At 66.9% G+C, this 21,217-nt stretch carries 19 protein-coding genes; 18 read left to right on the top strand and 1 reads right to left on the bottom strand.

Features of this window, described 5'->3' with window-relative positions; translation table 11 throughout:
* The first annotated feature begins 6 nt into the window (after window positions 1–6).
* The 11 genes from ACR65K_RS05785 to nusB all read left to right on the top strand — a co-directional run bounded on the left by ACR65K_RS05785 (window position 7) and on the right by nusB (window position 10,684).
* Window positions 7–237 carry a DUF6167 family protein gene (locus ACR65K_RS05785; RefSeq protein WP_235565211.1) on the top strand — a complete coding sequence of 77 codons (231 nt, stop codon included), beginning with the start codon at window positions 7–9 and terminating at the stop codon, window positions 235–237.
* Window positions 238–361: 124 nt separating this feature from the next.
* Window positions 362–3,040 (top strand): alanine--tRNA ligase, encoded by a 2,679-nt coding sequence (gene alaS / locus ACR65K_RS05780; RefSeq protein WP_440151705.1) that lies wholly within the window; start codon window positions 362–364, stop codon window positions 3,038–3,040.
* Window positions 3,041–3,047: 7 nt separating this feature from the next.
* On the top strand, window positions 3,048–3,647 hold the full coding sequence (gene ruvX, locus ACR65K_RS05775) for a Holliday junction resolvase RuvX (RefSeq protein WP_440151704.1): 600 nt from the start codon (window positions 3,048–3,050) through the stop codon (window positions 3,645–3,647).
* Complete coding sequence (gene mltG / locus ACR65K_RS05770; protein WP_440151703.1) at window positions 3,644–5,284, top strand: endolytic transglycosylase MltG; 1,641 nt, start codon at window positions 3,644–3,646, stop codon at window positions 5,282–5,284. Before ruvX ends, mltG begins: the two co-directional genes overlap by 4 nt.
* Window positions 5,281–6,141 (top strand): shikimate dehydrogenase, encoded by an 861-nt coding sequence (locus ACR65K_RS05765; RefSeq protein WP_440151923.1) that lies wholly within the window; start codon window positions 5,281–5,283, stop codon window positions 6,139–6,141. The genes mltG and ACR65K_RS05765 overlap by 4 nt, the downstream gene beginning before the upstream one ends.
* Before the next feature lie 23 nt (window positions 6,142–6,164).
* Window positions 6,165–7,364: a chorismate synthase gene (gene aroC, locus ACR65K_RS05760; RefSeq protein WP_056336909.1), complete on the top strand. Its 1,200-nt coding sequence runs from the start codon at window positions 6,165–6,167 to the stop codon at window positions 7,362–7,364.
* Window positions 7,364–7,933, top strand: a complete 570-nt coding sequence (locus tag ACR65K_RS05755) for a shikimate kinase (RefSeq protein WP_440151702.1) — start codon at window positions 7,364–7,366, stop codon at window positions 7,931–7,933. The genes aroC and ACR65K_RS05755 overlap by 1 nt, the downstream gene beginning before the upstream one ends.
* Window positions 7,930–9,021: a 3-dehydroquinate synthase gene (aroB, locus tag ACR65K_RS05750; protein ID WP_440151701.1), complete on the top strand. Its 1,092-nt coding sequence runs from the start codon at window positions 7,930–7,932 to the stop codon at window positions 9,019–9,021. Before ACR65K_RS05755 ends, aroB begins: the two co-directional genes overlap by 4 nt.
* Complete coding sequence (locus tag ACR65K_RS05745) at window positions 9,021–9,539, top strand: tetratricopeptide repeat protein (RefSeq protein ID WP_440151700.1); 519 nt, start codon at window positions 9,021–9,023, stop codon at window positions 9,537–9,539. The genes aroB and ACR65K_RS05745 overlap by 1 nt, the downstream gene beginning before the upstream one ends.
* Before the next feature lie 171 nt (window positions 9,540–9,710).
* Entirely contained in the window at window positions 9,711–10,274 is a 564-nt protein-coding gene (gene efp, locus ACR65K_RS05740; protein ID WP_018769313.1) for an elongation factor P, read from the top strand.
* The gene (gene nusB, locus ACR65K_RS05735; protein ID WP_018761427.1) at window positions 10,274–10,684 is read left to right on the top strand and encodes a transcription antitermination factor NusB; all 411 of its coding nucleotides are present in this window, start codon (window positions 10,274–10,276) and stop codon (window positions 10,682–10,684) included. Before efp ends, nusB begins: the two co-directional genes overlap by 1 nt.
* A 68-nt stretch (window positions 10,685–10,752) precedes the next feature.
* On the opposite strand, the gene ACR65K_RS05730 is transcribed toward nusB, so the two are convergent.
* Entirely contained in the window at window positions 10,753–12,030 is a 1,278-nt protein-coding gene (locus ACR65K_RS05730; protein WP_440151698.1) for a PrsW family intramembrane metalloprotease, read from the bottom strand.
* 178 nt (window positions 12,031–12,208) lie between these two features.
* Here ACR65K_RS05730 and pyrR point away from each other — a divergent pair, with 178 nt between their 5' ends.
* Genes pyrR through pyrF form a run of 7 tightly spaced genes read left to right on the top strand, consistent with a single transcriptional unit; the run spans window position 12,209 to window position 21,143 of the window.
* Window positions 12,209–12,796, top strand: coding sequence for a bifunctional pyr operon transcriptional regulator/uracil phosphoribosyltransferase PyrR (gene pyrR / locus ACR65K_RS05725; RefSeq protein WP_056336647.1), 588 nt, complete (start codon window positions 12,209–12,211; stop codon window positions 12,794–12,796).
* Window positions 12,793–13,818, top strand: a complete 1,026-nt coding sequence (locus tag ACR65K_RS05720; protein ID WP_056336651.1) for an aspartate carbamoyltransferase catalytic subunit — start codon at window positions 12,793–12,795, stop codon at window positions 13,816–13,818. Before pyrR ends, ACR65K_RS05720 begins: the two co-directional genes overlap by 4 nt.
* Complete coding sequence (locus ACR65K_RS05715; protein ID WP_440151696.1) at window positions 13,818–15,158, top strand: dihydroorotase; 1,341 nt, start codon at window positions 13,818–13,820, stop codon at window positions 15,156–15,158. The genes ACR65K_RS05720 and ACR65K_RS05715 overlap by 1 nt, the downstream gene beginning before the upstream one ends.
* A complete protein-coding gene (locus tag ACR65K_RS05710; RefSeq protein ID WP_440151694.1) occupies window positions 15,158–15,676 on the top strand; it encodes a PH-like domain-containing protein in 519 nt (172 codons plus the stop codon). Before ACR65K_RS05715 ends, ACR65K_RS05710 begins: the two co-directional genes overlap by 1 nt.
* The gene (carA, locus tag ACR65K_RS05705; protein WP_440151692.1) at window positions 15,657–16,958 is read left to right on the top strand and encodes a glutamine-hydrolyzing carbamoyl-phosphate synthase small subunit; all 1,302 of its coding nucleotides are present in this window, start codon (window positions 15,657–15,659) and stop codon (window positions 16,956–16,958) included. The genes ACR65K_RS05710 and carA overlap by 20 nt, the downstream gene beginning before the upstream one ends.
* Window positions 16,958–20,272, top strand: a complete 3,315-nt coding sequence (gene carB, locus ACR65K_RS05700) for a carbamoyl-phosphate synthase large subunit (RefSeq protein ID WP_440151690.1) — start codon at window positions 16,958–16,960, stop codon at window positions 20,270–20,272. The genes carA and carB overlap by 1 nt, the downstream gene beginning before the upstream one ends.
* Window positions 20,265–21,143, top strand: a complete 879-nt coding sequence (gene pyrF / locus ACR65K_RS05695) for an orotidine-5'-phosphate decarboxylase (RefSeq protein WP_440151689.1) — start codon at window positions 20,265–20,267, stop codon at window positions 21,141–21,143. The genes carB and pyrF overlap by 8 nt, the downstream gene beginning before the upstream one ends.
* Window positions 21,144–21,217 lie beyond the last annotated feature (74 nt).

The following is a 21,217-nucleotide window of genomic DNA, read 5'->3' as shown; positions in this document are numbered from 1 at the left end:
ACGAACATGAAAAGAATTGTCTGGATGGGAATCGGCGTGGCCATTGGAGTCATTGCCTTCCGCAAAGTGAGCCAGGCCCAGTCCGCGCTGGGGCCGGAAGGCCTCAACCGCGCTGTGGGGCAGCTCGCCGACGGGGTGTACGACTTCGCCGACGCCGTCCGCGCAGGAATGCGCGAACGGGAAACCGACCTGCGGACCGCCCTGGGTGTGGAGTCCGCGGAACTGGTCCGCCGCTGACCCCGCGGGGACTGCACCGGCATCAGCCAACAACCGGCAGGAACCCGTTCCGGGAACCGTGCCACCTGAACGAAATTTCCGCGCCGCCCGGCGGCGCGGACCAAGAAGGGTAAGAAAACAGCTCATGAAGTCGCAGGAGATCACAAAGCGCTGGGTGGACTTTTTTGTCAGCAAGGGCCACACCGCGGTTCCCTCCGCATCGCTGGTCTCCAGCGACCCCTCCCTGCTGTTCACGGTGGCCGGTATGGTCCCGTTCATTCCCTACCTCACTGCCCGCGAGGAAGCGCCGTACTCCCGGGCCACCAGCGTGCAGAAGTGCATCCGCACCGGCGACATCGAAGAAGTGGGCAAGACAGCCCGCCACGGCACCTTCTTCCAGATGTGCGGCAACTTCTCGTTCGGCGACTACTTCAAGGAAGACGCCATCAAGTTCGCCTGGGAACTGCTCACCACGGGCGTTGACGACGGCGGCTACGGCCTTGCGCCGGAACGCCTCTGGGTGACGGTCTACGAAGAGGACGACGAGGCCGAGGAGCTGTGGCTGAAGAACACCGGCGTCCCGGCTGAACGAATCCAGCGGATGGGCAAGTCGGACAACTACTGGCATACCGGCCAGCCCGGCCCCGCGGGTCCCTGTTCCGAAATCTACTACGACCGCGGTCCTGCGTACGGGGTTGAGGGCGGTCCCCTCGCCGACGAGACCCGCTACATCGAGATCTGGAACCTGGTATTCATGCAGTACCAGATCGAAAATGTGCGCTCCAAGGTGGACTTCGATGTGGTGGGCGAGCTGCCCAAGAAGAACATCGACACGGGCCTCGGCATGGAACGCCTCGCCATGATCCTGCAGGGCGTCGAGAACATGTACGAGACCGACCAGGTGCGGCCCGTCATTGACAAGGCCGCGGAACTGTCCGGCAGGGAGTACACCTCCGCGGAAACCCCGGATGACCCCCACCACACGGATGACGTCCGCATGCGCGTGGTGGCCGATCACATCCGTTCGGCCCTGATGCTGATTTCCGACGGCGTGACCCCCTCGAACGAAGGCCGCGGCTACGTCCTGCGCCGGCTGATCCGCCGGGCCGTGCGTTCCATGCGCCTCCTCGGCGTGGAACAGGCCTGCCTGCCGGAACTGCTGCCCGCTTCCCGGGATGCCATGAAGGGCGTCTACCCGGTGGTGGATACCGACTTCGCCCGCATCAGCCGGATCGCGTACGCTGAAGAGAAGGCCTTCCTGCGCACCATCGCGTCGGGCACGGCACGCCTTGAGGATGCCGTCAGGGAATCCAAGGCAGCCAACCAGCCGCTGTCCGGTGAAGACGCCTTCACCCTGCACGACACCTACGGTTTCCCCATCGACCTCACGCTGGAAATGGCAGAGGAAGCCGGGCTCAAAGTGGACGAGGCGGCGTTCCGCAGCCTCATGCAGGAGCAGCGCCAGCGCGCGCAGGCCGACGCCAAGGGCAAGAAGGGCGGCCACGCGGACGTCAGCGTCTTCCAGGACATCCTGGCCCAGGGCGAGACTGTCTTCACCGGCTACAGCGAGCTTGAAGGGGAATCGCGCGTGCGCGGCCTGCTCAGCGCCGGCCGCCAGGTCCAGCAGGCAGCCACCGGCGACGAGATCGAACTCGTGCTGGCCGAAACCCCGTTCTACGCCGAAGCCGGCGGCCAGGCCGCCGACACCGGCCTGATCACCGGTGACGGATTCGTCGTCGAGGTCCTGGACGTCCAGCGCCCCGTGAAGGGCCTGAGCGTCCATAAGGCGATCGTCCGTGAAGGCGAAATCGGCGCTGACTCGCTGGTGCGCGCCGCCGTCGACCGTGAACGGCGCCACGCCGCCGAGCAGGCGCACACCGGTACGCACATCGTGCACGCCGCCCTGCACCAGATCCTTGGCCCGGAGGCCACGCAGCGCGGATCCTTCAACAAGGCAGGCTACCTGCGCTTCGACTTCGCCTGGGGTGAGGGCCTGAGCACCGCCACCCGGTCCGAGATCGAGGAAGTCTCCAACCTTGCCATCCGCAACAACTACGCGGTGGAAACGAAGATCATGGGGCTGGCCGAAGCCAAGGCCATGGGTGCCATGGCCCTCTTCGGCGAAAACTATGGCAGCGAGGTGCGAGTGGTGGAGATTGACGGCGCCTGGTCGCGCGAACTGTGCGGCGGCACCCACGTTGCCAACACCTCGCTCATCGGAAGCCTCTCCCTCCTGGGTGAGCAGTCCGTGGGCTCAGGGAACCGCCGCGTGGAAGCATTCGTCGGCATGGAGGCCTTCCGCCACCTTGCTGCCGAGCGCGCCCTGGTGACGGAGCTGACGGACCTGTTGAAGGTTCCGTCCGGCCAGCTCGCCGACAGGATTTCCGCCACGCTGGCGAAGCTGAAGGCCACCGAGAAGGAACTGGACCGGCTCCGCAAGGAACAGCTGGCCGCCTCCGCCGCGCAGCTGGTCAACAGCGCCCAGGATGCCGGCGGCGTCAAGGTGCTGGCCCACGACGCGGGCACCGTCAGCGGTGCAGACGACCTCCGCGGCCTGGCCCTCGACCTTCGCAACCGGCTCGGCTCGGCGGCCTCCGCCGTGGCCGTGGCCGGCGTCGCCAACGACCGCCCGCTGATCCTGGTGGCCACCAATGAGGCAGCCAGGGAAGCCGGCGTCAAGGCCGGGGCCCTGGTCCGCGTCGCTGCCGGAGTGCTCGGCGGTGGTGGTGGCGGAAAGGACGACGTCGCCCAGGGTGGCGGAACCGATGCCGGAAAGGTCGGCGCTGCCCTGGCAGCCGTCGTCGACGCCATTTCCAGGCGCTAATCCAGTCATGACCAATCCTGTTGCTGCCGGCGGCTACCCACTGGGCGTCAAACTGGGGGTGGACGTCGGCACCGTCCGGGTGGGGGTGGCGGTCTGCGACCGCGACTCCATCCTGGCCACGCCGTACAAGACCCTTGACCGGAACGCGAAGAAGAACTCGGACGTGCGCGTCATCGCCGGCCTGGCGGAGGAACTTGGCGCGGTGCAGGTCATTGTCGGCCTGCCCAGGACCATGAAGGGCGAGGAACATGCCTCCGCAAGGATGGCCACGGACTATGCGCTGCTCCTCGCGGCCGAGTTTTCACGGCGCGGGCTTGCCGTCCCGGTGAACCTCGTGGACGAACGCCTCAGCAGTGTCACGGCCCACCGGAACCTGCATGAAGCTGGCATGAGCAGCAGGGACCACCGTAAAGTAGTTGATCAGGTCGCGGCGGCGGGTATTCTTCAGCACGCCATCGACATGCAAAAAGCCAGGGGAGCGGATGTCGGCTCACGCGTGACAGCGCCATCCCCGTCCGTGGCCAAGGGGACCGGCGGGGTGGACGAATCCGTCCACGCCACCCCCGTAGACACGGCACAATCTTCAGATAATGGAAGGCAACAGTGAGCCCTGCCAACATTGACGACGCCTCCGGCCCGCTGGATACGGGGGCCGGGAGGCCGTTGACCCGCAAGGAACTGCGGGCACGGGAGAAGACCCATACCGGTGGCCAGGACACCGTGCCCGAGCACGCCTACGAAACCGGCGACGTCCCGCCGCCCCCCGCCGCGCCGCCGGCTGCCGCGTCTCCCGGAGCGGAGCCGCCGTTTGCCCCGCTGGCCCGCACCGGCGACGTTCCGGCGGCTCCGGCTACGCCGCCGTCCATCCAGGATGAACAGCCTGCCGGGCCTTCCCACGGACACGATGCAGCCGCCGATAGACCTGCCGCGCTTGACCACCACGACGACGTCCAGCACCACAACGGCGTCCCGCACGACGACGACGTGGCGTACCAGGAGGCGGAGGTCCAGTACGCCGGCGTACACCACGAAGCGGACCTCCACCACGGAGCCGGCGCGCACGACTACCGGGAAGTGCACGACGACCATGGCCACCACGCCGCCGCATACCACGACGAATACCACCACGATGCGGACCACGGACTGCTTCCCGGCTCATCGGCAGCCCAGGTAGTGCCGCGCCCATCGAAGAAGGTCCGGCGCCGCCGCAGGCTGCTGGCCCTGTTCCTGACGCTCATCGTCTTCGTGGCCGCCGTGGCCGTGGGAGCCCAGTTCCTCAAGCCCCTTCTCGGTAACGGCAAGCCGTCAGACTTCCCCGGTCCCGGAACGGGTGAGGTCCAAGTAACGGTGGAAAGCGGCGAGGGAACCCGTTCAGTAGCCACCGACCTGGAAAACAAGCGTGTCGTTGCCAACGCCGACACCTTCATGCAGGCGTTCCATGCGTCCGGCGCCACCCTTGCGCCGGGCGACTACATCTTCAAGACCGAGATGAAGAACGCGGATGCGGTGAATGTGCTGGCGGGCAAGGACAAGACGAAAGTCATCTACTTCGCCCTCAGCGCGGGCCTGAGGATTAGTGAATCCCTGCAGTCGATCTCGGAGGGATCCGGGCTCTCCGTGCAGCAGCTGCAGGCCCTCAGCAACCAGCCGGCGCAGTTTGGGCTGCCCGCCAACGCCAAGAACCTCGAAGGCTACCTGGCGCCCGGGGAGTACCGTTTCCCGCTGGGAACTCCGGCAAAGGACATCCTGCAGGCGCTCGTGAAGGCCACCACCGATGAACTCGTTTCGCAGGGCATCACAGATCCGGCCAAGCAGTATGAGGCCGTCATCGTGGCCAGCATCGTCCAGGCCGAGGGCGGCCAGGCCGACTACGGCGACGTGGCGGGCGCCATTTACAACCGGCTCAAGCCCAATGACCAGACCGGCGGCTTCCTCCAGGTTGACTCCGCCGTCACGTACGGCCTTGGTACCCGCAGCTTCAATTTCACTGATGAACAGCGCCAGGACAAGTCCAACCCCTACAACACCTACGCCAATCCCGGCCTGCCGCCGGGGCCCATCGGTTCCCCCGGCAAGACGGCCATCGATGCAGCCGCCCGGCCCAAGTCCAATGATTACCTGTACTGGGTGACCATCAACCTGGACACCAAGGAAACCAAGTTCGCCAAGACCCTGGCTGAGCACAACGCCTACGTGGAGCAGTACAACGCCTGGTGCCAGGCCAACGCTGGCCGCTGCACATGAGCCTGCGGGCTGCCGTCCTGGGCCACCCGATCAGCCACTCGAAATCCCCGGCGCTGCATCTGTCGGCGTACGGGCAGCTGGGTGCAGGGATCAGCTATACGGCCATCGACGTCACCGAGGAGTTGCTGCCGTCCTTCATGCGCCAGATCCGGCACCAGCCTGGCTGGCGCGGGCTCTCGGTGACGATGCCGCTGAAGACGGCGATGCTCGACCAGGTGGACGAGGTGCGGGGTGTTGCCCGGACCCTGGGTGTGGTGAACACCGTTACCTTTGAGGAGTCAGCCGGCGGTACCAGGGTGGTGGGCTCCAATACGGACGTCACCGGCATCGTCAACGCCCTTTGCCACGCCGGGACGCCGGCGGCACCTTCGGCAGTCATCCTGGGTGGTGGCGGGACGGCTGCTTCGGCGGTTGCTGCCCTGAAGGAACTCGGAACCGGAACCGTACAGCTGTTCGTCCGCGATGCCTCGCGGACAGCGGACGTCCGCGCGGCCGCGGACAGCCTGGGGGTTGCCCTGGAGGTCCATTCCCTGGCGGAAGCCGCCCGCCCCACCTCGGAAGCCGACGTCGTGATTTCCACCCTGCCGCCCCATGCGGCAGACGGACTCGCAGCGGAACTTGCCGCCCTGAAGACAACCACGCCGGGCGTGCTGCTGGATGTTGCCTACGATCCCTGGCCCAGCCTGATTGCCTCGGTATGGCAGGCCGGCGGCGGCCGTGTGGTGCCTGGCCTGGAGATGCTGCTGTACCAGGCCGTGGAGCAGGTGCGGCTCTTCACCCGGCGCGGGGAAGACGTTAACGCAGCTGTCATAGATGTGATGTGTGACGCAGTCGGCCTTGCCCGGCGGGCGTTCTGACCGCCCTACGTGGCAGGATGGAAATTATGCGTTGGTTGACTGCCGGTGAATCCCATGGCCCGGCTCTGATGGGAATTATTGAGGGCGTCCCCGCCGGTGTGGAAATCACCAGCGGGCACATCGCAGACTCCCTGGCCCGCCGCCGTCTTGGCTACGGCCGCGGTGCGCGGATGAAATTCGAGCAGGACGTCGTGACGATCCTCGGCGGAGTCCGGCACGGCATCACCCAGGGCGGCCCCGTTGCCATCCAGGTGGGCAACACCGAATGGCCCAAGTGGGAGCAGATCATGTCCGCCGACCCCGTGGCCGCCGAGCTCCTCGCCGACCAGGCCCGCAACGCGCCCCTGACGCGGCCCCGCCCGGGACACGCGGACTTCACGGGCATGCAGAAGTACGGCTTCGACGAAGCGCGCCCGGTGCTTGAACGCGCCAGCGCACGCGAGACAGCCACCCGCGTGGCGCTGGGCACCGTGGCGGCACAGTTCCTCAGGCACCTCGGCATTGAACTGGTCAGCCACACCGTGTCCATCGCCAGCGTGACGGTCCCGGAAGGCCGCCCGCTGCCCGTACCCGGCGATGTCATTGCCCTGGATGCCGACCCCCTGCGCTGCTTCGACCGCGAAACCTCGGACGCCATGGTGGCCGAGGTGGACGCCGCGCACAAGGAAGGCGAGACGCTGGGCGGCGTGGTGGAGGTCCTGGCCTACGGCCTCCCACCCGGACTTGGCAGCTACGTGCACTGGGACCGCCGGCTGGACGCCAGGCTCGCGGCCGCCCTCATGGGCATCCAGGCCATCAAGGGAGTGGAGGTCGGCGACGGCTTCCTCACTGCCGCCCGCCGCGGTTCTGCCGCCCACGATGAAATCGTCCGCGACGGCGAGGGCACGATTGTCCGCGCCAGCAACCGCGCCGGTGGCATCGAAGGCGGCATGAGCATCGGGGACGTCCTGCGCGTCCGCGCGGCCATGAAGCCCATCGCCACCGTACCGCGCGCCCTGCGGACCATTGACGTCAGCACCGGCGAACCGGCCAAAGCCCACCACCAGCGTTCGGACGTTTGCGCAGTCCCGGCCGCCGGCGTGGTGGCCGAGGCCATGGTGGCCCTGGTCCTCGCCGAAGCCGTCATCGAAAAGTTCGGCGGTGACTCAGTGGCGGAAACCGCCCGCAACATCAAGGGTTACCTGGACAACATCCCGGCATCCCTGGACTCGATCGGCCAGTAGTGCTCCACCGCAGCAACACCGGACCTGTCGGCGACCGGCCGATCGTGCTCATCGGCCCCATGGCCGTTGGCAAATCAGCCATAGGCCAGCAACTGGCTCAGCAGCTGGGCGCCCGGTTCGTTGACACCGACGCCGTGATCGTTGCCGGCCATGGATCCATCGCCGAAATCTTCGCCGGCCGCGGTGAACACGCCTTCAGGGAAATTGAGGCACGGACCGTTGCCCACGCCGTCGAAGAAGCCGAAGGAAACCCTACGGTTATCTCACTGGGCGGTGGAGCTGTACTGGACTCCGGCACGCAGCAACTGATGGGCCGCTGCACGGTGGTGTACCTGGAATGCGATGCCGAAACGGTGGCGGACAGGATTGCCCGGAACTCCGGCAGGCCCCTCCTCGCCGGCGACGCCATGGGCCGCTGGACAGTAATGTTCGCCACCCGCAGGCCGGTCTACGAGCGGCTGGCCGACATCACCCTCGACGTCCGCCACGGCTCGATACCCGAGCTCGGCGGCCGGCTGGAAGCAGCACTGCGGAACCACGCAGCTGCCAAACAGGAAGTTGAAAAGTGAACACCCAATCAACAGTCATCAACGTCACCGGCGAAGGTGCTGGCAACAACTACGGCGTTGTCGTCGGGCGCGGCCTGCTTGGTGACCTTCCCGCGCTTCTCGGGGAGCGTGTCCGCCGGGTCCTGGTGATCCACCCCCGCGCCCTGCGCCTTACCGGTGACACCGTCCGCGATGAACTCGCCGCCGCCGGCTTCACCTCCCTCACCGCCGAAATCCCCGACGCCGAAGAAGGCAAGCACATCCAGGTGGCAGCATTCTGCTGGCAGGTCCTGGGCCAGAACGACTTCACCCGCTCGGACGCCATCGTGGCCGTCGGTGGCGGGGCAGTGACCGATCTTGCAGGCTTCGTCGCCGCCACCTGGCTGCGCGGGGTCAAGGTCATCCACATGCCCACCAGCCTGCTGGGCATGGTGGACGCCTCCGTTGGCGGCAAAACCGGCATCAACACCGCCGAGGGCAAGAACCTCGTGGGGGCCTTCCACCCGCCCGCCGCCGTCCTGGCGGACCTGGATACCCTGGACACGCTGCCGAAGAATGAGATCATCTCCGGCCTGGCGGAGGTCATCAAGTGCGGCTTCATTGCCGATCCCGCCATCCTGGACCTGGTGGAAAAGGACCCCGCCGCTGTGGTGGACCCGCGCTCCGCCGAGCTCAGGGAACTCATCGAGCGGACCATTGCCGTGAAGGCAAAAGTGGTTTCCGAGGACCTCAAAGAGTCAGGGCTGCGGGAAACCCTGAACTACGGGCACACCCTGGGGCACGCCATCGAACTGGTGGAGCGGTACTCCTGGCGGCACGGCGCCGCAGTGTCCGTGGGCATGATGTTTGCAGCGGAACTTGCCCGCAGCGTGGGGCGGCTCAGCGACGTCGACGCCGACCGGCACCGGAGCATCCTGGAAGGGCTGGGGCTCCCGGTCACCTACCGCCGGGACCGCTGGCAGGGCCTGCTGGACGGCATGCGCCGGGACAAGAAGTCCCGCGGTGACCTGCTGCGGTTCGTGGTGCTCGACGGCATCGCCAAACCTGGGATCCTCGATGTCCCCGACACGTCGCTGCTGTTTGCGGCCTACCAGGAAATCGCGTCCTGATGCAGGGCGACCTGAGCGGCACCTCCGACTGGCCCGAGGCAGGGTTCCCGGGAATCCGGATCAACCCCGATACCCTGCTGCCCCAGATCATCAATGAGGATGTTGTGCGGGAGGCATTGGCCGCCGCAACGGATCCCGCCGACCATATCTTCGTGCTCCTCGTCCAGGGCCACGCCTCCGAGGCCGCCGAACTGCTGGCCGAGGCACGCTTCAAGGACCCCGAATCGTTCCTGCTTCGCGTGTTCGAAGCCGAGGTGCTCAGCGTCACGCACCGCATGGACCGGGCCATTGGGCTGTTCCGCCAGCTCCTGGCTGAAGCGCACGGCACGCCGCGTGAAGCACTCGCCCTGCAATACCTGGGCCGGACACAGTACGCCGCCGGCCAAACCTCGGCTGCGGTTGAATCCTTCACCCGGGCGCTTGACCTGCGCGTTGCGCAATCGGCCGATGCTGCGCAGATTTACTCGTCCACGGTGGCGCTCCAGCGGGCCAGGGACGTCCTGGACCTGGCCTGCTAGGGCGCAGGCATAGGCCACGGAAAGGCCCGGCCGGATTTACCGGTAGAATGGTTGTGGAATTTTTGCATCCACGCGATTTTTGACAAACACGTGCAGGCGGGCCGTTGCGGCGTGCCCGCCCGGCATACAGCATCTGACCACGCGGCCAGACAAAGAAACCAGAGGAAACCAGTGGCAACCACTAACGACATTAAGAACGGAACGGTCCTGAAGCTTGAGGGCCAGCTCTGGAACGTCATCGAATTCCAGCACGTCAAGCCCGGCAAGGGCGGCGCCTTTGTGCGGACCAAGATGCGCAACGTGATGTCCGGCAAGGTTGTTGACAAGACCTTCAACGCCGGCCTCAAGATCGAGACCGCCACCGTTGACCGCCGCGACTACCAGTACCTGTACCAGGACGGCGCCGACTTCGTCTTCATGGACACCTCCGACTACGACCAGATCACCGTCTCCGGTGCCACGGTTGGCGACGCCACCAACTTCATGCTCGAAAACCAGATGGTCAACATCGCCATCCACGACGGCAACCCGCTCTACATCGAACTGCCGCCGAGCGTCGTCCTCGAAATCACCTACACCGAGCCGGGCCTGCAGGGCGACCGCTCCTCCGCAGGCACCAAGCCTGCCACGCTGGAAACCGGCTACGAGATCCAGGTTCCGCTGTTCATCGAGAACAACACCAAGGTCAAGGTGGACACCCGCGACGGCAGCTACCTGGGCCGGGTCACCGAGTAGTGAGCGCCCGCGGTAAAGCCCGCAACAGGGCACTGGATGTTCTGTTCGAGGCGGAGCAGCGCTCTGTTTCGGCGTTCGACGTGCTTCGCGCACGCCGGGAAAAGACTGACCAGGTGGTCAACCCCTACACCTTGGAGATCGTCGAAGGCGTCGTGTCCCAGCAGGCAGCCATCGACGAGTTCCTGGAGACGTACTCGCAGGGCTGGAGCCTGGAGCGGATGCCGTCGGTGGACCGCATCATCCTGCGTATCGGCACCTGGGAGCTTCTTTACAACGACGACGTCCCGGACGGTGTGGCGGTCAGCGAGGCGGTAGCGCTGGCCAAGACACTGTCGACGGACGAGTCCCCGCAGTTCATCAACGGTCTGCTGGGCCGGCTGCAGCAGCTAAAGCCTTCGCTGCTCGCGTAGCCTTTCCACCACGCAAACAGGGCCCCGCCATTTCGGCGGGGCCCTGTTTGCGTCCCAGCCGGTGCGGCTCAGCCCGCTACGGCCGCCCGCAGGGATACGATGCGCTGGAGTTGCTGCCTTTCCTCGGCCTGGTGCAGCGCAACGTCCCGTCCGTTCAGGATCCGCTGGCGGGTATTGGCGAGCTGGGTGGCCGCCTTCACGAACTGTTTCATCTGGTGCTTCCTGCCCGAACCTGCAGCCCATGCCAGGACCGTTCGCCTGCCGCCGCGGGTGGCCAGCAACTGGACTTCGGCCGGTGTAAACCAGCCGGCTGCGGAGTACTCCATCAGCCGCTGGCGGGTCAGGCGGTTCTCGGCCACCCGCAGGAAGATGATGCCGCCCACTGCCAGGACGAAGATGGGCACCTGGACCAGGATGTAGTCCAGGAGGAAGCCCTGGCCCATGCTGTTCCACCTGTTGTGCAGGAACATGGCCGGCAGCAGCCCCACGAAAAAGGCGCCCATCGAAGCGCCAGTGTGCCAGCGCCTGGCAGCGAAGCCCATGATCAGGCCGGTGGTCCCGGTGAAAATCGCATGGGCGAACGGGGACATGACCCCGCGGAGGAAGAAGACCTGCGCAAAGTCGCTTGCCGGTGATGCCGATTCCGCGATGGCCCTGCCGAAATAGAGGATGTTTTCGGTGAAGGCGAATCCGCCGGCGATGGTGAAGGCGAACACCACGCCGTCTACCGGTCCGTCGAATTGCCGGCGTGCCGCCAGGAGGAGGATGAGCAGGCCAAGCGACTTGGCGAATTCCTCGACGATGGGTGCCTGCACGGTGGCCATGTAGGTCTGCAGGTCGGGCTCGTCGGTGAACTGGAAGGCGATCACAAAGAACGGCTGGATGAGCAGGGTCACGGCAACCGACACCGCAGCACCCCATGTGAAGGCAAAGAACAGCAGCCGCTTAGGTTCAGGTTCCCACCTGTCGATGATGTGCACCGCGGCCAGGACCACCGACAGCGGGATCAGCGACGCCACGAAACCAATCAGGAAACCGCCGGCGCCGGTGTTGGAGAGCAGGAACGGCACCACCAGGAAAAGGCTCAAGAAAGCCAGGACGGCGCCGGCAACCGTCAACCCCACCAGCCCGCTGCGGGTCCGCGACGCCTGAAGGGCCGCGCCCTGCGCGCCCGGCGGCACCAACACCGCCATCGGTCCGCCCTGGTGTCCCGGCGCCGCGCGGTAGTGTTCGGGCTGCACATGCCCCATCCAGCTGGGGTTGGCCTGCTGCGGCAGGGGACCGGTAGCACCACGGTAGGGATCGTCGGGGAGTCCGGAGGAAGGCTGCTGCGGATACATCGGCATACCCGAAAGCCTAAGCGGGGGCCACCGCAGCACAAAGGACCCGGGCCTTCCGGCCTTTGGGGTGTGACCATCACCGCTTCCCCAAGGGCCGGCCAGGCAGGGACCGTGTGGTAATTTTGAACAGCAAACATTCCTTTTTTAATTCCGTCCTGTGAGGCGGGGAAAGGGGAGACGAGCGTTGACTTCTGTCACCAGCGCACCGGTTCCAGCCAGGGTTGTCCTCAGCCAGGCGGACATTGACCGGGCCCTCACTCGTATCGCCCACGAGATCCTCGAAGCCAACAAGGGATCCCGCGACCTTGTCCTGTTGGGAATTCCCCGCCGCGGCTACCCGCTGGCTGTCCGTTTGGCCGAAAAAATTGCCGCCGCAGACTCCACCGTTGATGCCGCTGCCATAGTGGGCCAGCTTGATGTCACCATGTTCCGCGACGACCTCTCCCACCAGGGGACACGGCCGCCGTACCCCACCAGGCTGCCCCGCACGGGCATCGACAACAAAGTGGTGGTCCTGATCGACGACGTCCTGTACTCCGGCCGCACCATCCGTGCCGCCCTGGACGCGCTGGTGGATCTTGGCCGCCCCCGCATCGTCCGGCTGGCAGTCCTGATCGACAGGGGCCACCGTGAACTTCCCATCCGTGCTGACCACGTGGGCAAGAACCTGCCCACATCCTCCGCCGAAAAGGTCCGGGTCCGGCTCGAAGAAACAGACACCTCCGATGCCGGAACCCCGGTCAACGAAGTCGTGATCGAGGGCGGCGCATGAAGCATCTCCTGTCCACCGAGGACCTCAGCCTTTCGAACGCCATCCGCATCCTGGACACCGCCGAGGAAATGTCGGCCGTGGGGGAGCGGGAAGTGAAGAAGCTTCCGGCCCTGCGCGGACGCACAGTGGTCAACCTCTTCTTCGAGGACTCCACCCGCACCCGGATCTCCTTCGAGGCCGCCGCCAAACGCTTGTCTGCGGACGTCATCAACTTCGCCGCCAAGGGCTCATCGGTATCCAAGGGCGAGTCCCTCAAGGACACCGCCCAGACCCTGTCGGCCATGGGCGCCGATGCCGTGGTCATCCGGCACTGGGCCTCCGGAGCTCCACACCGGCTGGCCGCAACCGACTGGATCGACGCCGCCGTGATCAATGCCGGCGACGGCACCCATGAACACCCCACCCAGGCCCTGCTCGACGCCTTCACCATGCGCCGGCACTGGGCCCGCCTCGCCGGCACCGGTTCCGAAGGGACAGACCTCAAGGGCATGCGGGTAGCCATCGCCGGCGACGTCCTGCACTCCCGCGTGGCGCGGTCCAACGTGTGGCTGCTCCGGACCCTGGGAGCCGAAGTCACTTTGGTGGCGCCGCCCACTCTGCTGCCGGTCGGCGTCGACAAATGGCCCTGCAGCGTCAGCTACGACCTGGACCAAACCCTGGCAAACGGCGTGGACGCCATGATGATGCTCCGCGTCCAGGGCGAACGCATGAACGCGTCGTTCTTCCCCAGCACCCGTGAGTACTCGCGCCGGTGGGGCTTCGATGACAACCGCCTCCGCGCCCTGGACGACCTGGGCATGACGGACACCATCATCATGCACCCCGGACCCATGAACAGGGGCCTGGAAATCAGCGCCGCCGCCGCGGATTCGCCCCGCTCCACCGTCCTGGCCCAGGTCCGTAACGGCGTGTCCGTGCGGATGGCCGCACTGTACCTGCTGCTCTCCGGGGATACCCGGGAACCAGCCCCCCACCGCGTCCCGGCTTATGCCGCCGCCCCGTCCACCAAGGAGAGCAACTGATGGCAGGCAACACCGGAACCTACCTGATCCAAGGCGCGGCCATCCTGGGCGGTGACCCTGCGGACCTCCTGGTCCGCGACGGCATCATCGCCGAGATCGGCACCGGCCTGAGCGCCGACGGGGCCACAGTCATCGACGCTGCCGGCCTGGTGGCCCTGCCCGGCATGGTGGACGTGCACACGCACCTCCGCGAACCGGGCCGCGAAGACGCCGAGACCGTGGAGACCGGAACGCGGGCAGCGGCCCTGGGCGGCTACACGGCCGTGCACGCCATGGCCAACAGCACCCCCGTCGCGGACACTGCGGGCGTCGTGGAGCAGGTTTACACGCTGGGCCGGGCCGCCGGCTGGGTGGACGTCCGCCCCGTCGGCGCCGTCACCGTCGGCCTGGCAGGAGAGCAGCTGGCCGAGCTGGGCGCCATGGCGGATTCCCGCGCCAGGGTGCGGATGTTCTCCGACGACGGCATCTGCGTCCACGATCCCGTGCTGATGCGCCGCGCGCTGGAATACGTCAAGGCGTTCGACGGCGTGGTGGCCCAGCACGCGCAGGAGCCGCGCCTCACCGCCGGCGCCCAGATGAACGAGGGCGACGTTTCCGCGGTCCTGGGCCTCACCGGCTGGCCCGCGGTGGCCGAAGAGAGCATCATCGCCCGCGACGTCCTGCTGGCCCAGCACGTGGGGTCCCGCCTCCACGTGTGCCATGTGTCCACCGCCGGCTCGGTGGAAATCATCCGCTGGGCCAAGGAACGCGGCATTGACGTCACGGCCGAGGTCACCCCGCACCACCTGCTGTTGACCGATGACCTGGTGCGCAGCTACGACCCCGTGTTCAAGGTCAACCCGCCGCTGCGTACCGATGCGGACGTCCAGGCATTGCGCGCCGGCCTGGCAGACGGGACGATCGACGTTGTGGGCACGGACCACGCACCGCACCCCAGCGAACACAAGGAATGCGAATGGGCGCAGGCAGCCATGGGCATGACCGGTCTTGAAACCGCCCTGTCCGTGGTCCAGCACGCCATGATCGAAACCGGCCTGATGACCTGGGCGGACTTCGCCAGGGTCACCTCCACCGCAGCCGCGAAGATCGGCCGGCTGGGCGACCAGGGCCGGCCCATCGAAGCCGGGGAACCCGCCAACATCATCCTCGTGGACCCGGCGGCACGCTGGACGGTGGACCCCTTCCAGATGGCCACGATGGGCCGCAACTCGCCGTTCAAGGGCAGGGAACTGCCTGGCAAGGTGGTGGCCACCTTCTTCAGGGGGCACCCCACCGTCCTGGACGGCGCACTCAACACGCCCCACCCGGATGCCGCCGCAACCCCAGCAGGCGCTGCCTGATGGACAAGATCCTTCCCGGACTTGCCATGCTGGCGGTGGTCGCCGTCGTGTTCGTCCTCCTCGGCGTAGGCTGGCGCAACCGCCTGAAGCGCCAGTCCGACGTCGAACAGTTGCCCCAGGTGCCCGCCGCACCCGGTGAGCCGATCGCCACCGCCGAAGGACAGTACGTCGCCACCACCACGGCCGGCGACTGGCTGGACCGGATCGCCGTGCACGGGCTGGGCATCCGCACCAACGCCACCCTCGCGGTGTACCCGCACGGCGTCCTCTACGAACGGTCGGGCGCGCCTGCCCTCTACATCCCCGCAGCCTCCCTCACGGGCGTCCGGCAGGACAGCGGCATGGCCGGGAAGTTCGTGGAAAAGGACGGCCTGCTGGTTCTCGGATGGACGCTCGGCGCGCACGGCCTGGACACCGGTTTCCGGACCCGCCGCGCCGCCGACAAAGACGTGCTTTACCAGGCCCTTCAGGATTTGATTTCGTCAGCCCCAGCGGCTGGTGCCACCAGTGGAAAGTAAGACAGTGAAAGCGAATACATTGACAGCAACCACCTCCGCTCCGGCCACACTGGTTCTCGAAGACGGGCGCATTTTCCGCGGCACCAGCTACGGCGCCACCGGTACCGCCCTGGGCGAGGCCGTCTTCGCCACCGGAATGACCGGCTACCAGGAAACCATCACCGATCCGTCCTACGCCCGCCAGCTGGTGGTCCAGACGGCCCCGCACATCGGCAACACCGGCGTGAACGATGACGACGCCGAGTCCCGGCGCATCTGGGTGGCGGGCTACATTGTCCGCGACGCAGCCCGCCGGCCCTCCAACTGGCGCTCCGAACGGTCGCTGGACGAAGAGCTCGTGGCCCAGGGCATCGTGGGCATCCAGGGCGTGGACACCCGCGCCATCACCCGGCACCTGCGCGAGCACAAGACCATGCGCGCCGGCATCTTCTCCGGCGAGGCAGCCCAGGCCACGGACAAGGAACTGGTCGACGCCGTGCTGGCCAGCGCGCCCATGGAAGGTTCGCGCCTGGCCGAGGAAGTCAGCGTGGACGAAGCCTACGTGGTGGAGCCGAAGGACCACGGCTGGGAGGGCGAACCCCGCTTCACCATCGCGGCGATCGACCTCGGCATCAAGGCCATGACCCCGGTCCGGTTCGCCGAGCGCGGTGTCCGCGTCCACGTGCTTCCCGCCACCGCCACCCTCGAGGACGTCAAAGCCGTCAACCCGGACGGCTTCTTCATGTCCAACGGCCCGGGCGACCCCGCCACGGCCGATGCCCAGGTCAAGCTGCTGCGCTCGGTCCTTGACGAGAAGCTGCCCTACTTCGGCATCTGCTTCGGCAACCAGATCCTGGGCCGCGCCCTGGGCTTTGGCACCTACAAGCTCCGCTACGGCCACCGCGGCATCAACCAGCCTGTGATGGACCGCCGCACCGGCAAAGTGGAGATCACCTCCCAGAACCACGGCTTTGCCGTGGACGCACCGCTCGACGGCGCCACGCAGGCCCCGGAGGCACGCTACGGCCGGGTGGAAGTGAGCCACATCAGCCTGAACGACGACGTCGTGGAAGGCCTGGCCTGCCTGGACATCCCGGCGTTCTCCGTGCAGTACCACCCTGAAGCCGCGGCCGGCCCGCACGACGCGGCCTACCTGTTCGACCGCTTCATCGAGCTCATGGAAGGCACGCGGGACGGCAGGAACGCCAACCTTTCAAAGGAGCCCGTGGACGCCGCCCACCCGGCAGGCGCTGAATCGGCAATGCCGAAGAATTCCGACAACAAGACTGAGGACAAGAAGTAATGCCGAAACGTACAGATCTCAAGAGCGTCCTCGTCATTGGTTCCGGCCCGATCGTCATCGGCCAGGCCGCCGAGTTCGACTACTCCGGCACCCAGGCGCTGCGCGTCCTCAAGGAGGAAGGCCTGCGCGTCATCCTCGTGAACTCCAACCCGGCCACCATCATGACCGACCCCGAGTTCGCCGACGCCACCTATGTCGAACCCATCACCCCCGAGGTGGTGGAGAAGATCATCGCCAAGGAGCGTCCCGACGCCGTCCTGCCCACCCTCGGTGGCCAGACCGCGCTGAACACCGCCATTGCCCTGGACAAGAACGGCGTGCTCGAGAAGTACAACGTGGAGCTCATTGGCGCCAACATCGCGGCCATTGAACTTGGCGAGGACCGCGAGAAGTTCAAGGGCGTGGTGGAACGCTGCGGTGCTGAGTCAGCCCGCAGCCACATCATCCACACCATGGACGAGGCCCTCACGGCGGCCACCGACCTGGGCTACCCCATGGTGGTCCGCCCGTCCTTCACCATGGGCGGCCTGGGCTCCGGCCTGGCCTACAACGAGGAAGACCTGCGCCGCATCGTCGGACAGGGCCTGCAGTACAGCCCCACCAGCGAGGTGCTGCTCGAAGAGAGCATCCTGGGCTGGAAGGAATACGAGCTCGAAATGATGCGGGACAAGAACGACAACGTGGTTGTCGTCTGCTCCATCGAGAACTTCGATCCCGTAGGCGTGCATACCGGCGACTCCATCACCGTGGCGCCGGCGCTGACCCTCACCGACCGCGAATACCAGAAGCTTCGCGACGTGGCCATCGCCGTCATCCGCGAGGTAGGCGTGGACACCGGCGGCTGCAACATCCAGTTCGCCATCGATCCCAAGACCGGCCGCGTGGTGGTCATCGAGATGAACCCGCGCGTCTCCCGCTCCTCGGCACTGGCATCAAAGGCCACCGGCTTCGCCATCGCCAAGATCGCCACCAAGCTCTCGCTCGGCTACACCCTGGACGAGATCCCCAACGACATCACCCAGAAGACCCCCGCGTCCTTCGAACCCACCCTGGACTACGTGGTGGTCAAGGTTCCGCGGTTCGCTTTCGAGAAGTTCCCGGCAGCGGACGATACCCTCACCACCACCATGAAGTCGGTGGGCGAGGCCATGGCCATGGGCCGCAACTTCACCGAGGCCCTGCAGAAGGCCCTGCGCTCCCTCGAGCAGAAGGGCTCGCAGCTGGACTTCAGCAGCGTTCCCGAATGGGAAGTTGCCGAGCTGATCGAGAAGGCAAAGCGCCCCACCACCGAGCGCCTGCACCAGGTCCAGCGCGCCCTCCTGGGCGGCGCCACCGTGGAACAACTCTTCGAGGCCACCAAGATCGACCCGTGGTTCCTGGACCAGCTCCAGCTGCTCAACGAGATCTCCCACGAAATCCGCCAGGCCGACGCCCTGACCGCTGACATGCTCAAGCGCGCCAAGCGACACGGCTTCTCCGACGAACAGATCGGCGCCCTGACGCACAACTCCGAGGCAGTGGTCCGCGGTGTCCGCCAGGCACTGGGCATCCGCCCGGTCTACAAGACCGTGGACACCTGCGCCGCCGAATTCGCCGCCTACACCCCGTACCACTATTCGGCCTACGACGAGGAGGACGAGGTTGCGCTGCACTCCAAGCCGTCCATCCTGATCCTCGGCTCCGGGCCCAACCGCATCGGCCAGGGCATCGAGTTCGACTACTCCTGCGTCCACGCCTCCATGGCGCTGCGCAAGGCCGGCTACGAGACCGTCATGGTCAACTGCAACCCGGAAACCGTCTCCACCGACTACGACGTCTCCACCCGCCTGTACTTCGAGCCGCTGACGCTCGAGGACGTGCTGGAGGTCATCGCGGCCGAGGAACGCACCGGCGGCGTCATGGGCGTCTTCGTCCAGCTCGGCGGCCAGACCCCGCTGAAGCTCGCCCAGCAGCTGGCCGACGCCGGCGTCCCGATCCTGGGCACCTCACCGGAGGCCATCGACCTCGCCGAGCACCGCGGCGCCTTCTCGCGGGTGCTGGACAAGGCCGGCCTGGTGGCGCCCAAGAACGGCACCGCCGTCTCCTTCGAGGATGCCAAGAAGATTGCGGACGAGATCGGCTACCCGGTCCTGGTCCGCCCGTCCTACGTGCTGGGCGGCCGCGGCATGGAAATCGTCTACGACGAGCCCAACCTCTCCCGCTACATCGCCAACGCCACCGAAATCACCCCGGACCACCCGGTGCTGATTGACCGCTTCCTGGAGGACGCCGTCGAAATCGACGTCGACGCCCTCTACGACGGCACCGACATGTACCTCGGCGGCATCATGGAACACATCGAGGAAGCCGGCATCCACTCCGGTGACTCCGCCTGCGTCCTGCCGCCGATCACCCTGGGGAGCAACGTCGTCGAACGCGTCCGCACCGCCACCCGCGCCATCGCTGAAGGCGTGGGCGTCCGGGGCCTGATCAACATCCAGTTCGCCCTGGCCTCGGACGTCCTGTACGTCCTGGAAGCCAATCCCCGCGCCTCCCGGACCGTGCCGTTCGTGTCCAAGGCCACCGGTGTCCAGATGGCCAAAGCCGCAGCCCTCATCGGCACCGGCGTGACCATCGGACAGCTCCGCAGCGCCTACAAGATGCTGCCGGAAACCGGTGACGGCTCCACCCTGCCGCTGGACGCGCCCGTCGCCGTCAAGGAAGCCGTGCTGCCGTTCAGCCGGTTCCGGACCCTCGAGGGCAAGGTGGTTGACTCCCTGCTCGGTCCCGAGATGCGCTCCACCGGCGAGGTCATGGGCATCGACAAGCACTTCGACACCGCCTTCGCCAAGAGCCAGGCGGGCGCCAACAACGCCCTGCCCACCGAGGGCAAGGTGTTCGTCTCCGTGGCCAACCGGGACAAGCGCTCGGTGATCATGGGCGTCAAGCGGCTCTCGGACCTCGGGTTCGAGATCGTCTCCACCGGCGGCACCGCCGACGTCCTGCGCCGCAACGGCATCCAGGCCACCCCGGTCCGCAAGGTCGCCGAGGGCAGCAGCGCCGAGGGCGAAGGCACCATCGCGGACCTCATCGTGGCCGGCGAGATCGACATGGTCTTCAACACGCCTTCGGGCGGCGAAGCCCGCAGCGACGGCTACGAACTGCGCGCCGCGGCAACGTCCATCGGCATTCCGTGCATCACCACGGTGGCCGAGTTCAACGCCGCCGTCCAGGCGATCGAAGCCATGCGCACCTACGAATGGTCCGTCACCAGCCTGCAGGAGCACGCCGCCGCACTGGCAGAGTCCCAGAAGGCGGCCCTGCAGCATGCCTGAGCAGGCCTCAGCCAACAGCCCCGCATCCGCCGCCGGCCGGGAGTCCTTCGGCTCCCGGCTCGGCGCGGCCATGGCCGCCCGTGGCCCGCTCTGTGTGGGCATCGACCCGCACCCGGCGCTGCTGAAGAGCTGGGGACTGTACGACGACGCCGCCGGGCTTCGGCGCTTTTCCCTGACGGTCCTGGAGGCGGTGGCTCCGCTCGCTGCCGCGGTAAAGCCGCAGGTGGCACTTTACGAACGCCACGGGTCAGCCGGCATGGCGGTGCTGGAGGAAATCCTGGCCACGGCCCGGGACGAGTCTGTCCTCAGCATCGCCGACGCCAAGCGCGGCGACATCGGTTCCACCATGGCCGCCTATGCCGACGCCTGGCTGCGGGACGAGTCCCCGCTGGCGGCGGACTCCGTCACGCTGAGCCCCTACCTTGGCTTCGAGTCGCTGCGCCCTGCGCTGGACCTCGCGGCCGAAACCGGGCGCGGTGTCTTCGTGCTGGCACTGACCTCCAACCCTGAAGGGGCTTCTGTCCAGCACGTTGGCGGAAGGGACTCCGTGGCGCGCAGGATCACGGCAGCGGCAGCTGCGGAAAACTCCCGGTACGGGGGCAGCCTGGGGTCCGTGGGCCTGGTGGTCGGCGCCACCGTGGGGTCGGCATTGACGGATCTGGATATGGATCTCGCTTCCGTCCGCGGCCCCATCCTGGCGCCCGGCCTGGGAGCGCAGGGGGCCACGCCGGCGGACCTTCGGGCAACGTTCGGCGACGCCTACCCGCTGGTCCTGGGAACCTCCAGCCGCGACATCCTGTCGGCAGGTCCGCAGGTCGGCGGACTGCGGGAGGCGGCCCTGCGCACGCTGGACGGGCTGCGCGGACAATAGGCTGCAATTGCCTGGATGCATTGATTCGGGCTGCACCAAAGGGTAGTTTCAGGACAGGTCCAAGGGCGGCCGCC

It is taken from the genome of Arthrobacter sp. SAFR-179, assembly GCF_059414945.1.
The sequence above is the reverse complement of the archived record's forward strand: the minus strand, read 5'-3'. Positions and strand labels throughout refer to the sequence as shown.